12 protein-coding genes are annotated in these 13,499 nt (G+C 69.4%); 7 read left to right on the top strand and 5 right to left on the bottom strand.

Going from position 1 to position 13,499, the window contains the following annotated elements:
• Positions 1 to 132 precede the first annotated feature (132 nt).
• On the top strand, positions 133 to 2,835 hold the full coding sequence (locus LADH09A_RS12675) for a ricin-type beta-trefoil lectin domain protein (protein WP_238645099.1): 2,703 nt from the start codon (positions 133 to 135) through the stop codon (positions 2,833 to 2,835).
• A 45-nt stretch (positions 2,836 to 2,880) separates the two neighbouring features.
• Here the strand turns inward: LADH09A_RS12675 and LADH09A_RS12670 are convergent, their stop codons facing one another.
• Positions 2,881 to 3,939, bottom strand: coding sequence for a J domain-containing protein (locus LADH09A_RS12670; RefSeq protein ID WP_274529430.1), 1,059 nt, complete (start codon positions 3,937 to 3,939; stop codon positions 2,881 to 2,883).
• A gap of 109 nt (positions 3,940 to 4,048) precedes the next feature.
• On the bottom strand, positions 4,049 to 5,170 hold the full coding sequence (locus LADH09A_RS12665) for a DUF1996 domain-containing protein (protein ID WP_238645093.1): 1,122 nt from the start codon (positions 5,168 to 5,170) through the stop codon (positions 4,049 to 4,051).
• 263 nt (positions 5,171 to 5,433) lie between these two features.
• On the opposite strand from LADH09A_RS12665, the gene LADH09A_RS12660 reads away from it, so the two are divergent.
• Both LADH09A_RS12660 and LADH09A_RS12655 read left to right on the top strand, forming a co-directional pair.
• On the top strand, positions 5,434 to 5,730 hold the full coding sequence (locus LADH09A_RS12660; RefSeq protein WP_238645091.1) for a DUF6582 domain-containing protein: 297 nt from the start codon (positions 5,434 to 5,436) through the stop codon (positions 5,728 to 5,730).
• A 61-nt stretch (positions 5,731 to 5,791) separates the two neighbouring features.
• Positions 5,792 to 7,009, top strand: coding sequence for an FUSC family protein (locus LADH09A_RS12655; protein ID WP_238645090.1), 1,218 nt, complete (start codon positions 5,792 to 5,794; stop codon positions 7,007 to 7,009).
• Positions 7,010 to 7,036: 27 nt separating this feature from the next.
• Here the strand turns inward: LADH09A_RS12655 and LADH09A_RS12650 are convergent, their stop codons facing one another.
• Both LADH09A_RS12650 and LADH09A_RS12645 read right to left on the bottom strand, forming a co-directional pair.
• Positions 7,037 to 7,588: a YdeI/OmpD-associated family protein gene (locus LADH09A_RS12650; RefSeq protein WP_238645089.1), complete on the bottom strand. Its 552-nt coding sequence runs from the start codon at positions 7,586 to 7,588 to the stop codon at positions 7,037 to 7,039.
• A 35-nt stretch (positions 7,589 to 7,623) separates the two neighbouring features.
• On the bottom strand, positions 7,624 to 8,049 hold the full coding sequence (locus tag LADH09A_RS12645) for a VOC family protein (RefSeq protein ID WP_238645088.1): 426 nt from the start codon (positions 8,047 to 8,049) through the stop codon (positions 7,624 to 7,626).
• Between the two features lie 156 nt (positions 8,050 to 8,205).
• On the opposite strand from LADH09A_RS12645, the gene LADH09A_RS12640 reads away from it, so the two are divergent.
• Positions 8,206 to 10,041 (top strand): glycoside hydrolase family 15 protein, encoded by a 1,836-nt coding sequence (locus tag LADH09A_RS12640; protein WP_238645087.1) that lies wholly within the window; start codon positions 8,206 to 8,208, stop codon positions 10,039 to 10,041.
• Between the two features lie 9 nt (positions 10,042 to 10,050).
• Here LADH09A_RS12640 and LADH09A_RS12635 read toward each other — a convergent pair whose 3' ends face one another.
• Positions 10,051 to 10,890 carry a DUF72 domain-containing protein gene (locus LADH09A_RS12635; RefSeq protein ID WP_504854034.1) on the bottom strand — a complete coding sequence of 280 codons (840 nt, stop codon included), beginning with the start codon at positions 10,888 to 10,890 and terminating at the stop codon, positions 10,051 to 10,053.
• Positions 10,891 to 10,983: 93 nt separating this feature from the next.
• On the opposite strand from LADH09A_RS12635, the gene LADH09A_RS12630 reads away from it, so the two are divergent.
• The 3 genes from LADH09A_RS12630 to LADH09A_RS12620 all read left to right on the top strand — a co-directional run.
• Entirely contained in the window at positions 10,984 to 11,232 is a 249-nt protein-coding gene (locus LADH09A_RS12630; RefSeq protein WP_238645086.1) for a glycosyltransferase, read from the top strand.
• Between the two features lie 50 nt (positions 11,233 to 11,282).
• The gene (locus LADH09A_RS12625; protein WP_238645085.1) at positions 11,283 to 12,029 is read left to right on the top strand and encodes a Clp protease N-terminal domain-containing protein; all 747 of its coding nucleotides are present in this window, start codon (positions 11,283 to 11,285) and stop codon (positions 12,027 to 12,029) included.
• 270 nt (positions 12,030 to 12,299) lie between these two features.
• Positions 12,300 to 13,499: ALF repeat-containing protein (locus LADH09A_RS12620; RefSeq protein ID WP_238645297.1), on the top strand; the 1,200-nt coding region annotated here is incomplete at its 3' end.

The following is a 13,499-nucleotide window of genomic DNA, read 5'->3' as shown; positions in this document are numbered from 1 at the left end:
GGAGCGATTGGCAAAAAGAGTGCGGTCGGGCGACACACGTCCCCGCCGGCCCTCAGTGGCGCGTCGCTGTTTCCGTACTCGTCGCCCGATGCGCAGGCACGTCCCTGTCGACGGCAATGAAAGGAACAGCACGTGAAGTCACCCGTATCCACCGCCCGAACGTCCCTGCTGGCGGTCGCGGCACTCGTCGCCGCGACGCTGCCGGCCGTGCTCACCCAGCAGATGCCGGCCTCGGCCGCAGTCCAGGCGACCTACTACGTGGCCCCGGACGGAAACGACGCCAATCCGGGAACGGTCCAATCGCCGTTTCGAAGTCTGGAACGCGCACGGGACGTCGTTCGTACGGTGAATACGAGCATGACCGGCGACATCAACGTGTATCTCCGCGGTGGCAGTTATCCGGTCAGCAGCACCGTCGAATTCGGGGCCGCTGACTCCGGCACCAACGGATACCGGGTCATCTACGGCGCGTACCCCAACGAGAAGCCGGTTCTCGACGGCGGTGTCCAGGTGACCGGGTGGACCCAGCACAGCGGCAACATCTGGAAGGCCCCGCTCGACCGTGCCAACAAGCTGCGGGCGCTCTACGTCAACGACAAGCGGGCGTCCATGGCCTCGAAGACGATCGGCTCGGCGGGCTGTCACGGCACATACGCCATCACGGCCGGCCAGGCCGCGTGGGCCTGGGAGTCAGGGTCGCAGTGTGACGGCGCCAGATACAGCCTCGCCGACTTTCCCGCCGTCGCCCGAAACCAGGACGACATCGAGATCGAGACCGGCACGACCTGGACCACGGCCATCGTGGGCGTCCGCCAGGTGACCACGACTTCCGACGGCGCGAACCGGGTCGCCCTGTTCCAGCAGCCGGGCGCGGCCATCGCCCAGGGCGCGTTCAACGGCAACGCCCAGGTCGGCGGCACCCACAAACTCATGAACGCCTACGAGTTCCTGGACACGCCCGGTGAGTTCTACTTCGACAAGGGCAGCCGGACCGTCTACTACTACAAGGCCAGTGCCGAGAACATGTCGACGGCGACCGTCTACGCGCCGAACAACGTGACCACCGTGCTGCGGGTCGCCGGCACCTCGACGACCAACCACGCGCGCAACATCACGTTCTCCGGCCTGACGGTGCGCCACTCCGACTGGAACCTGTTCAACGTCGCCGGCTCGTCCTTCAAGCAGGCGCAGCAGGGCAACCTCGGCGCCCAGGTGTACGCCAAGGGCAACTTCCACGTCTACCACTACCGCAACGTGGACGTCACCCCCGGCATCGTCCAGGTGCAGAACGCCGACGGCATCCTTCTGCAGCGCAACCGGATCGAGCACACCGGCGCCGACGGGATCAACATGGTCAACGACGTGCAGGGCACGCAGTTGATCGGCAACCACACCAACGACATCGCCGGGTCCGCCATCACCGTGGGCCATCCCCAGCACGTCTACATCGGAGACGGCACGTCGACCAACCGGGAAAAATACTCCGCGCAGGTCGAGGGGCTGCCGAAGAACATCGACATCAGGAACAACTATCTGTACGACAGTGCCGTGCTGTTCAACGGGCACAGCCCCATCTCGGCGTACTTCGCCGACACCCTGACCATCCAGCGCAACCGGATCGAGAAGACCCCGTGGTCCGGCATCACCCTCGGCTGGGGCTGGTGGAACTTCGACGGGTCGTCGGGCTCGATCGTGCCCAACCGGCCCACCACGACGGCGAGAAACAACACCATCAGCCACAACCACATCATCGACACGGTGCAGCGGCTGAGTGACACCGCGCCGATCTACACGCTGGGCAGTCAGCCGGGGACCACGATCACCAACAACTATCTCCAGGGCGTGCCGTCGGGCCACAAGTACGGGCTGCACCCGGACGAGGGGTCGGCGTTCATCACGTTCCGCGACAACGTCCTGAGCATCGACAAGAACGTCACCTGGATGATCAACTCCGACGACTTCGGTCGGAAGCACGACCTGAGCATCACGCAGATCTACGGCCCGATCAACAAGGTCTCGAACAAGTTCCTGCCGAACAGCACGGTCAGCGACATCCTCGTCTCGTCCGACTATGTCTGGCCGGCGGCGGCGTACGGCATCGCCGCGAACTCCGGGCTTGAGGACGCGTACCGGGACATCATCCCGGCGAGCAGTTTCTCCGCGCCGAACTACGTGCTGCCGGCCAGCACGTTCGTCACCAGTGCCACGGCGTCGATCCCGATCCGGAGCATCGGCGACGCCACCAGGTCGGTCTGGCTGGCTCCGTCCGGCACGACCACCTTCACCGCCGGGGCGACGATGTCCCGGGCGGCCGGCAACGCCACGTCCATCGCCGTGCCGACGACTCAGGGCGAGTACCGGCTCTACGTCGTCGACGCACAGGGCAACCGGTCGGCCGAGTCGACCTCGATCGTCCGACAGCAGCAGGGCGGTGGCGGCGGGACGGGCAACGGACAGCTCGTGGGTGGCCAGTCCGGCCGCTGCGTGGACGTGCCCAACTCCACGACCACCAACGGCACCCAGGTGCAGCTCTGGGACTGCTCCACCGGCGCCAACCAGCGCTGGACCTACACCTCCGGCAAGCAGCTGACCGCGTCCGGCAACAAGTGCCTGGACGCGTCCGGGAACGGCACGGCCAACGGCACCGCGGTCATCATCTGGGACTGCCATGGCGGGCTCAACCAGCAGTGGAACGTCAACACCAATGGCACCGTCACGAACGTCCAGTCCGGGTTGTGCATCGACGCCTTCGGCGCCGCCACGGCCAACGGCACGAAGGTCATCCTGTGGTCCTGCAACGGGGGCGCGAACCAGCAGTGGAGTCTGCGTAGCTGACAGTCACACCGGGGCCGGGCCGACCCGGCTCGGCCCCGGGCCACCTCACCGCACCCAGCGGACGCGCTCCTCGACCCCGCGGAGCGCCTTTCTCCACAGCGTGCTGGCCTGCGAACCCTCCAGCGACCCGAGTCGGCGACGCGCTCCCCATCCGGCGACTGGTCTGTCCACGCTCCGGAACAGGTCGTCGAGCTCATCCAGGGGTGAGCCCACGGTCAGCAGCCCCAGCACCTGGTCAACGTCGAACGCCTCCGAGATCTCGCGGATGACGTCCCGGCTCGCGATGAAGAGTGCCGGGACCCACTGGAACGGTGGGAACCGCAGACTGTGCAGGACGAGGTCGAACTCGTAACGGTGTTCGTCGTCGGGCTCCGCCGCAGGGTCGTTGATTCGAGCCAGGAGGCCCTCCCAGCCTGGTATGTCACCCAAACCGTGGCCCTCGGTCCGTTTCAGATACTGACGCATCGACGCCATGGACCGGAACAGGAGCAGATGTTCCTCAGCCCCGGGGAACGCCGCCTCGGTTCGCTGGTCGTCGAAGTAGGCGCGAAGGGTGTAACCCGTGTCGCCGGAGCGAAGAGCGATGGCGATCGGGTGGACAGTCGAGGTGTCGCCCCACGGCGTACCCCGCTGGCGACGCACGATGGCAAATCTTGGATGCGTCCACCGCGCCCTGGGGTGCTCGCGTTCGCGGGTTTCGCGCTCGCGATCCTGGCGTTCCTTGCGCTGGCGCTCGGGATCGGGTCGTTCCCGGGCCGCACGCTCGCGATCCTGACGTTCGCGATCCTGACGCTCGCGGGCCTGACGTGCACTGGCCTGGCGATCACTGTCCTGGCGGGCCCGGGCCTGCCGTTCGCGCTCCTGCTGCTCGCGGGCCTGACGTGCGTGGGCCTCGCGCGCATGGCTTTCCGTCAGGTGCTCGTACGCCGCGTTGATCTGCTGCATCTGCCGGGTGACCTCGTCGCGGACGCTCGCCGGGCTCGACTGGTGTCGGTCCGGATGCCAGATCTGCACGAGAACGAGGTAACGCTCCCGGATCTCCGTGACCGTCGACTCGCGGGTCACTCCGAGGACGGTGTAGGGATCCTGGCCGTCAGGGGGCATGACATCCCCCGGATCCCGTGAATGATCGGGTCACGCCCACCACGGCGATGGTAACAGCACCGTTCGATGCGTCGATCCGGGCGGCAACGCGAGTGCCGGTCTACCGCCGCTACTTCTGGTAACCGTAGTTGTCGCAGGTCCTGCGGCCCAGGACGCAGTTCTTCGTGCGCTTGTTCATGGTGGTGACGTCCCACATGACGAAGGCGTCACCGTGCATCGACGAGGCGCTCTTACCCTCCTTGTCCGAGGAGAGGTAGTAGCCCGCCGGGGTGCCCTTCGCCGGGTACTGGATGTCGAAGGTGATCGCCGGGATTCGGACCGGGTGGCTGCTCGGGCAGGCGTTGCCGCTGCCGTACGCCACATGGTCCTTGTGGTTGGGGCTGTCCAGGTGCTTGCCGTCCCAGCAGTCCGGGAACTGCATCATGAAGTGCAGCGTCGCGTCGCCGCCGCAGATGGGCCAGTTGCCGTTGGTGCTGCGGGCGATGCCGTCCAGGTCGCCGGGTCCGTAGAAGGCGCAGTAGAACTGGCCGGTCGCGCCGCGCGGTGTCGGCTTCTTCTTCTTGGCGTCGCCGGAGATCATGCGCAGGCCGTTGGGCATCGGCATCTGACCGGTCGAGTTCTTCGCGAGGGAGCGGTAGTAGACCCGGAAACCCGTCGTCTCGACCGGTTTGCCGGTCGCGTTGTCGTAGAGCGTGGGCACCCAGTAGGCGGAGTGGTCCTGGACGGGCTTGCACGAGGTGGCCGTGAACTTCGTCAGGTCGCCCGCGACGGTGTTCGCGTCGACGGCCTTGTTGCCGACGAAGGAGTGCATGTGTGAGGCCCCCGGGAGGCCGGGGGCGACGATCGGGTCGTCCGGCAGTCGGTGGCTGTACTGGCAGTCCGCCCGGAACTCCGGGAGGTTGCCCACACCGGCCGGAACGGGATCGATCTTCAACGCCTTGTACGCGTCGGCCTGCGCCGTCCACGCCGCCCGGTCGACGGGCACCCAGCCGGTGGCGGGAATCTTCGGCGCGGCAGAGGCCGACGGCGACGCGGACGTCGACGGGGTCGCCGAAACCGTCGGCGTCGCGGAGCCGGAGGACGACGCGCCGAGCGGCCCGGTCGGTGTCGCCGACGTCGACGTGTCCTCGAGGGCGTTGGCCGCCTTCGACGGCTCCGGCTGCGCCTCACCGCTGCCCAGGTACACGCCGCCGGCCGCGACGACGAGCGCGACGGCCGCGCCCGCGGCCACGCCCAACCTGGTGCGGGTGAACCAGCTTGGCGGGCGGTGGCGGGACGGCGGCGGACTCGCGTCCGATTCGTGCGACGAGGCGTACGACACGGGTCACTCCCCACGAGCAGACGACAGGCTGACCCGGACGGCCACAGCCGCCGTAGCGTAGGTGCCCACCGCCCGTACCCGATAGGTTCTTAAACCTTCTTTAAAGTACGACGAGAGGGCTTCTCTCCGGAAAGCGGAGGTGCTGCCCGACGGCGAGTGGGTAATGGTGGGCGATGACCTCCACCTGGAAACCCCACGAGAAGCACGGTGGCCTGTCGAGCAAGGACAAGCGCGAGCTGCCGGAGACCGTCTTCGCGTTCCCCAGGGAGCGCAAGGAACCCATGACCGACGCGGGTCACGTCCGTAACGCCATCGCCCGCTTCGACCAGGTGCAGGGCGTCACCGACGAGGACCGGGACCAGGCCTTCCAGAACATCCTCGCCGCCGCCAAGCACTACGGCGTCGACGTCGCGGAGACCAACTGGCGCCAACTCGGCAAACTGCCGCACACCCCGAATCCCGCCCACTGAGGCACGCCCCCGCGATCCGGTCCTGCCGGATAGGTGTGCCTCCGGCGGGTAAGCGGCGCGAATGCCCGCGAAGCAGGAGCCGGCAGACCACCCCGACCCGGTGTCGAGCGGGGCGTCCCGGATCGACCGGACACTGGCCGGCCTGCGCGGCCGGCTGCGGCACGCGCTACGCACCCGCGCCTGGCGGGTACGCCTCTTCGGGCTGCTCGCCGTGCAGGCCGGCGTCGCGGCGTCGCTCGCCTGGTTCGTGGGAGCCCAGTTCCTGGACAACCCGGCCCCGGTCCTCGCGCCCACCACAGCGGTCGGCATCGTGGCCGCCTCGATGGGCACCCGCCTGCGGCGCACCGTCGAGCTGCTGGTCGGTGTGATCCTGGGTCTCGCCGTCGGTGACACGCTCATGCCGCTGTTCGGCATCGGCGCGTGGCAGACCGGTGTGGTCGTCGTGCTGGCGATCATCGTCGCCGTGCTGCTCAAGGGCGGCGGATCCCTGCTCACCCAGGCCGGCGGCACCGCGGTGCTGATCGCCACCCTGGAACCGCCCGTGCGTGAGCTGTCCGTCCCCCGCTTCGTCGACGCCGCGGTCGGCGGGCTCATCGGTCTGGCGGTCGGCCTGCTGTTGGTGCCCATCCACCCGCAACGCACGGTGCAGCGGCTGGCCGAACCGGTCCTCGACCCAGCCATCGCCGCCCTGCACAACCTGGCCGCGGCGCTGCGTGGCCGTGACCTTGGCGGCACCGAGCAGAGTCTGACCAACCTGCGGCTCCTCGGGTCACGGATGAACGCGCTGGACGAGGGACTCGGGGCTGCCCAGGAGGTGGTACGACTGGCGCCACTGCGGTGGCACCAACGCAGGTCCCTGGCCCGTTACACCCAGGCCGTCCGATATCTCGAACGCAGCCTCTACGGCTGTCGGGCCGTAGCGAGGAGACTCGCCAAGGCTCTTCGGGACGATGAGCCGATACCGGAGGAGTTCGTGGCGGCCATCGAGCTGCTGGCCACCAGCATGCAAACGTTGAGACACACCACCACTCCCGAGCGGGCGGAGCCACAGGAGGCGCGCCAGCAGATCCTGACCGCTGTCGAGCTGGTCGGAGAGGCGCAGGGGAAGGCCGCGCCGGACCCCACCCGCCCGCACACCCACCGGCTGGGCTACTCGGGAATGATCGCCGCGGGTGAGTTCCGCACGGCCGCCCACGACCTGCTCATCGCCAGCGGGCTGGACACCGACGAGGCGATGGCGCTCGTGCAGCGCACGTCGGATCGGGACGAGTGGGACTGAGGTCGGCGGGACTGCGGCGGCCACCGCCTACCGCTGAGCCGCCAGCCGCGCGACCTGCCGGGTCATCGCCTTCGCGCGGGTCTCCGGGGTGCGGGCCCTGAGCAGGGGCAGGATGACCGCGTACCGGGCGGATCTGCCGAGCTGGTCGAACGCGGCGCGTGCGCGAGCGTCGCCGGCCAGCGCCTCCACGAGGTCGGCCGGGACGGTGGCGGTGCGCTGCGCCTCGTACGCCGCCTCCCAACGCCCGTCGGCCCTGGCGGCCGCGACCTCCCGGAGCCCGGCCGGCCGCATCCGGCCGGCCGTGGCCAGGGCCTCGACCTTGGCCACGTTGACCTGCGACCACGTGCTTCGCGGCCGGCGGCGCGAGTATCGCTGGAGGAACGACACGTCGTCGAGTGACCGGCGTTGACCGTCGATCCAGCCGTGGCAGAGGGCTACGTCGAGCGCGTCCGTGATGGTGATCGTGGTCAGCCCGGAGTGTCGCTTGGCGATCCGCAGCCACGCCTCGCCCTGCGCCTCGTGCTCTGCGGTCAGCCAGGCGTCCCACGCCTGCGCGTCGGGAAAGTCGAGGACGTCCACGTCAGGTCGCCTTGCGAGACGCGAGGACGTCCACGTCAGGTCGCCTTGCGAGACGCGAGGACGTCGAGGTAGTGCGGGTTCTTCATGACGCCCAGCACGTTGCCGAACGGGTCGACGACCGCTGCCGTGACGAACCCCTCGTCGCCGTGCGGAGTGATCGGCTGGTACTCCGTGGCGCCCAGCGCCAGGAGTCGCTCGACGGTGGCGTCGAGGTCGTCGACGCACCAGTGCATGACCACGCCGCCGGGGCCCGTCGCTGCCCCGGGTGGCGCGTACCTGCGGTCGATGATGCCCAGCTCGGCCTGGTAGTCGCCGATCCGGAACTCGGTGTAGGCCGGGCGTCCGTCGGGCCCCGGGCGCACGAAGTACGCCTCGACGCCGAGGAAGTCCGCGTACCAGGCGGTTGCCGCCTCCACGTCGTCCGCCCAGATGTTGAGTGTGGCGAATCCTCGCAGGCTCATCAGGTGTCCCTTCGTCGATGTCGTCGAAGAAGACGTTATCGGCGATTGCGGAAGGTTTGCTTCCGCAATGGCCAGCGGGTTCGGAGAAGTCGCGTGTAGCACGCCGCCTCCCCGGGTAGTCGCCGCCGTTGCCATCACGAGCGGCGGGGGACCAGCGTGGAAGCGACGTATCCGGCGATCGAGGCGCACGGTCTGATCGGTGACCTACAGACCGCCGCGCTGATCAGCGAGGACGGCACCGTCGACTGGTTCTGTGCGCCCCGCTTCGACTCGCCGAGCGTCTTCGGTGCGCTGCTCGACCACGACAAGGGCGGGCACTTCCGGCTCACGCCCGAGGGCGACAACTACACGAGCAAGCAGCTCTACCTGCCCGGCACCCCGATCCTGATCACCCGCTTCCACAGCGCCGACGGCGTGGGGGAGCTGTTGGACTTCATGCCCGTCACCGGCGAGAACGCCACCGACCAGCACCGGTTGATCCGGCTGGTGCGGATGGTGCGGGGAAGCATGACGTTCCGCTTCGACTGCCACCCACGGTTCAACTACGGCCGAGATTCGTACGAGCTCGAGGTGCACCCCGAAGGCGACGTCTTCCGGAGCCCGACTCTCACCCTCACCCTCGCCGCCTTCAAGGACGTGGAACGGAAGTTCGACGCGAGTGGAATTCGGCGCGACACGGACGGCGTGTCCGCGTCGTTCACGTTGCACGCCGGCGACATCGGCGGGGTCGTCCTGGAGACGGCCTGCCCGCACGCGCCGCGCGCGATGACCACCGAGGAGGCGTGCGACCTGCTCGCCGAGACCCGCGACTACTGGCGGCGGTGGGTGGGTGGATCCCGCTACAAGGGACGTTGGAGGGAGGTGGTCGAGCGGTCGGCGATGACGCTCAAGCTGATGACGTACGCGCCGACCGGCGCCCTGGTCGCCGCACCGACCGCCGGGTTGCCGGAGCAGATCGGCGGGCAGCGCAACTGGGACTACCGCTACACCTGGATCCGGGACGCGTCCTTCTCCGTGCACGCGCTGCTGCGCCTGGGCTTCACCGACGAGGCCCAGAGGTATCTGTTCTGGCTGAACGAGCGCATCCGCGAGGCCCGGGACGGCGGCCTGCCCCTTCAGGTCATGTACCGGATCGACGGCTCACCGGACCTCTCCGAGGAGGTGTTGGGTCACCTGGAGGGATACCGCGGCTCGGCGCCCGTGCGGATCGGAAACGGTGCGGCCGGCCAACTGCAACTCGACATCTACGGCGAGGCGCTCGTCTCGCTGGACCTTGCCGACCGCAACGGGTTGATCGCGCCGTACGACGGGTGGCGCAAGACGGCCGGGATGATGGACTGGCTCTGCGAGCACTGGAACCAGCCCGAGGACGGCATCTGGGAGACCCGGTCCGGCCGGCAGGACTTCACCTACGGGCGGGTGCTGTCCTGGGTCGCGCTCGACCGTGCCATCCGCATCGCGCACCGCCGAGGGCGTCCCGGCGACACCGGCCGGTGGGCCGCCGAACGGGACGCCATCTACGAGCAGGTCATGACCCGCGGGTTCGACCGGGAGTGCGGGGCATTCGTGCAGCACTACGGGTCCGACATCCTGGACGCCTCGCTCCTGGCGATGCCCGGACTGAACTTCGTCTCGCCGACCGACCCGATGTGGGAGTCGACGCTGCGGGCGATGGACGCCGGCCTGGTGTCCGACAGCCTGGTGTACCGCTACGACCCGAAGGCCTCCCCGGACGGCCTCGCCGGCACCGAGGGCACCTTCAACATGTGCACCTTCTGGTACGTGCAGGCGCTCGCACTGGCTGGCCGGCTCGACGACGCCCGGTTGACCTTCGAGAAGATGCTCACCTACGCCAGCCCGCTGGGCCTCTACTCCGAGGAGATCGCCCCGACGGGTGAGCAGATCGGCAACTTCCCGCAGGCGTTCAGCCACCTCTCGCTGATCAGCACGGCCACCCACCTCGACGACCTGCTCGACAGGGAGCAGTGCTGACCCGCCCGGTCAGAACAGCGTCAGCGGCTCGACCGGGATCGGCTCGGGCAGCGCGTCCAGCTCGGGTACGCGTGCGCGTACCTCGTCGTGGAACCGGCGGGCGAGCACGGGCGCCTCGGCGTTGTCCGGGGTGTGGACGAACATCGTCGGTGAGCGACCCTCCCGCAGCCAGGCCACGGTGACGTCGACCCAGCGTCGCCACCCCTCGACCGTGCGCGTCGTGTCGTCGCGGCCGAGGTAGCGGACGATCGGCCGGTCCGTGAGCGCCAGCGACCGCAGCGGCACCCGGGGTTTCTTGGTCCAGGCGTCCCGCTCTTCGTCGCTGGTCGGCGGGCTCGCGAAGAAGGCGGTGGTGTCGAAGGGGATCCACTCGGCGGACGCGGCGCTGAGGGTCGACTCCAGCAGCCGGGTCGAGCGGTCGTCGGTGAAGAACGCGGGATGACGCACCTCCACCGCGTACCGGTGTGATCGGGGGAGCTGGGCCAGGAAGCGGGTCAGGGTCGCGACGTCGGCGGGACCGAACGTGCCGGGCAACTGGATCCAGAGAGCGTGGGCGCGCGGGCCGAGCGGCTCGATCGCGTCCAGGAAGGCGCGCAGCGGTTCGCCGACGTCGGTGAGCCGCCGTTCGTGCGTGATGACCTTCGGAAGCTTGAGGACGAACCGGAACCCGGGCTCGGTCTGCGCGGCCCAGGACGCCACGGTGTCCCGGGCCGGGGTCGCGTAGAACGTCGTGTTGCCCTCCACGGCGTCGCACCAGCTGCCGTAGTGCCGCAGGCGCTCGGTGGGCGGCAACCGGTGACCCGGCCACGACCGGTGGCTCCACATCGCGCACCCCACGTGCAGACGCATGGCCGCCCTTTCCGCCGGTGAACCGCGCCCTGACCGGAGCCACCGTATACGCGCCACCGGACGCGCCCCGCGTGGCGGATAGCGTCCGGCGTCATGCGCGTGCTCTTCGCCAGTCTTGCGTCCGTCGGTCACACCTATCCGCTGGTCCCGCTGGCGATGGCCCCCCGGGACGCCGGTCACGAGGTGCACTTCGCCGCCGGTCCGGCGGTGCACGGGCCGCTGGCCGCGAACGGCCTGCGGCCGTTCCGCCCGCAGGTGGTGTTGCCGCAGGGTGCCGACCAGCGGCGGTGGCCCGGCGACTGCCGGAGTACGCCGACTTGGGAGCATGACCACGGGAGGTAGATCGTCAACTCCGGGTTGACGATGAAGCTGCGTCAACCTATGGTTGACGTATGACGGAACCTACCCAGATCAGCAACCCGGTCAAGCTCGACGACCTGATCCAGGCGATCAAGAAGGCGCACACCGACGCCCTCGACCAGCTCACCGACGCGGTCATCGCCGCCGACCACCTCGGCGAAATCGCCGATCACCTGATCGGCCACTTCGTCGACCAGGCGCGACGCTCGGGCGCCTCCTGGACCGACATCGGCCGCAGCATGGGCGTCAGTAAGCAGGCGGCCCAGAAGCGCTTCGTGTCGAAGCCGACCGACGGGTCACCGCTCGACCCGAACGACGGCTTCGGCCGGTTCACCCCACGGGCCCGCAACGTGGTGATCGCCTCGCAGGAGGAGGCCCGGGCCGGCGGAAACGCCGAGATCGGGCCTGAGCACCTGGTGCTGGGTCTGCTGGCGGAGCCGGAGGGGCTGGCCGCCAGGGTGATGGCCGGTCGGGGCGCGACGCCCGAGGCGGTGCGGGAGACGGTCGGCGCCGCCCTGCCGCCGCGGGTCGACCAGGTCCCGGACCTCATCCCGTACGACGCGCGCGGCAAGAAGGCGTTGGAGTTGACGTTCCGGGAGGCGTTGCGCCTCGGGCACAACTACATCGGCACCGAGCACATCCTGCTCGCCCTGTTGGAGCAGGAGGACGGCACCGGTGTGCTCACCAGCCTCGGCCTGACGAAGCCGTCGGTCGAGGCCGATCTCGCCACCGCCCTCGCCGCGGCGGTCAAGGCCGCGAACGGCGGCGATGTCCAGTAGCGCCACCAGGACCACCATTCCGCGCCGTCCCACGAGTGCCGATGTCCTCGCCGGGGCGGCGCGGCGTTTCCCCCACACGGCGTACGGCGTCGTGCCAGCGTGGAACCGCTCGTCGGTGGCGGCGATCCGGGTCGTAAGTCCGGAAGGTTGTATATGCCGTCACGGGTCCGCAGACCGCACCGCCCTCACCTAGCCTCGGGTAGCCATGTGCAAATAGACGCATGGGCATTCGTGAACGGGGGAAGTGCATTGAGGAATTCCTTGAGACGGGTGGTGCGGCGAGCCCTGACGGCTGCCGTCGTGCTGACCGTGGCGGGCGGAATGTTCGCCGCACCAGCGCACGCCGACCCACCGACTCCGGCCGACCGGCAACGCTGCGTCGACCTTCTGCTGACCGGCGGCCCGGAGGTCGCACGTGCCGCCGAGCTGGCGTTGACCGGCTCGGACGCCGACCTGCGGGCCTTCCTGGACACCGGGCTGGCAGCCGCTCGCGCACACGACGACCGGGTCCAGGTGGCGCAATATCAGGCGGCCGGCGGCAGCACCCTTCGCGCCGCCGCCGAGACTGCCCTGGCCGGTTCCCCCGACAACGTCCGAGCCTTCCTCGACAGTGGCTACAAGGAACCATTGAACATCGACCTGCGGATCAAGGTGGGTCAGGTCATCACCGCCAGCGGGCCGCAGGTCAAGGCCGCCGGCCAGGCCGCACTGAACGGCAGCGACCAGGACATCCTCACGTTCTTCTACCTCGGGCTGGACCAGGCCCGGACCCTCGACGACCGCATTCGAGTCGCCCAGATCATGTCCGCTGGTGGCCCGTACGTGCGGGAGGCCGCCCAGCAGGCCCTCAACGGCGGTACGGGTCAGGACCTGCGCGAGTTCCTCATCTCCGGGCAGAACGTGGCGCGGGCCCGCGACCAGGAGGTCAGCTCGCTGTCTCTGTTGGTGAGCCGCGCCAAGGAGGCGGGTGAGCTCGCGGCCGAGGAGACCGCGGCTGCCAAGATCGCCTCGGCCCAGGCGGTGGAAGCGTCCCGGCTGGCCAAGGAGGCCGCTGAGCGCGCGAAGGCCGAGACCCAGGCCGCACAGAATTCCGCCGAGCGAGCCTCACGGGCTGCGGCCCGGGCAGCCGACGCGGCGGCACGCGCGGCGGACGCGGCGCGGACGGCGGTCAGTGCGGCGAAGGCAGCGAACAACGCCGCCCGACTCGCCTCGAACGCCGCAGCCCGGGCCGCCTCGGCAGCTACCCTCGCCGGTCAGGCGGCATCCAAGGCCTTCGGCGCTGCCGCTGCGGCGGCAACCGATGCGAACAAGGCCGAGGCGGCCCGCCAGGCCGCCGCAACGGCGCGCAAGGTCGCGACGGACGCGCGCAAGGCGGCCGACGCCTCGAAGGCGGCGGGCGACGCGGCGCTGGCTGCCAGCGGGGCAGCAGTCTCGGCCGCCAACGCCGGGACGAATGCGGTGGCTGCGGCA

The sequence above is a fragment of the Micromonospora cabrerizensis genome, assembly GCF_022230955.1.
GTDB lineage: Bacteria > Actinomycetota > Actinomycetes > Mycobacteriales > Micromonosporaceae > Micromonospora > Micromonospora cabrerizensis.
The sequence above is the reverse complement of the archived record's forward strand: the minus strand, read 5'-3'. Positions and strand labels throughout refer to the sequence as shown.

Excerpts from the sequence above, each read along its gene's own strand:
- LADH09A_RS12625 (WP_238645085.1), top strand. The coding sequence starts at position 11,283 with ATGACGGAACCTACCCAGATCAGCAACCCGGTCAAGCTCGACGACCTG.
- LADH09A_RS12635 (WP_504854034.1), bottom strand. The coding sequence starts at position 10,890 with ATGCGTCTGCACGTGGGGTGCGCGATGTGGAGCCACCGGTCGTGGCCG.
- LADH09A_RS12660 (WP_238645091.1), top strand. The coding sequence starts at position 5,434 with ATGACCTCCACCTGGAAACCCCACGAGAAGCACGGTGGCCTGTCGAGC.
- LADH09A_RS12630 (WP_238645086.1), top strand. The coding sequence starts at position 10,984 with ATGCGCGTGCTCTTCGCCAGTCTTGCGTCCGTCGGTCACACCTATCCG.
- LADH09A_RS12670 (WP_274529430.1), bottom strand. The coding sequence starts at position 3,939 with ATGCCCCCTGACGGCCAGGATCCCTACACCGTCCTCGGAGTGACCCGC.
- LADH09A_RS12655 (WP_238645090.1), top strand. The coding sequence starts at position 5,792 with ATGCCCGCGAAGCAGGAGCCGGCAGACCACCCCGACCCGGTGTCGAGC.
- LADH09A_RS12645 (WP_238645088.1), bottom strand. The coding sequence starts at position 8,049 with ATGAGCCTGCGAGGATTCGCCACACTCAACATCTGGGCGGACGACGTG.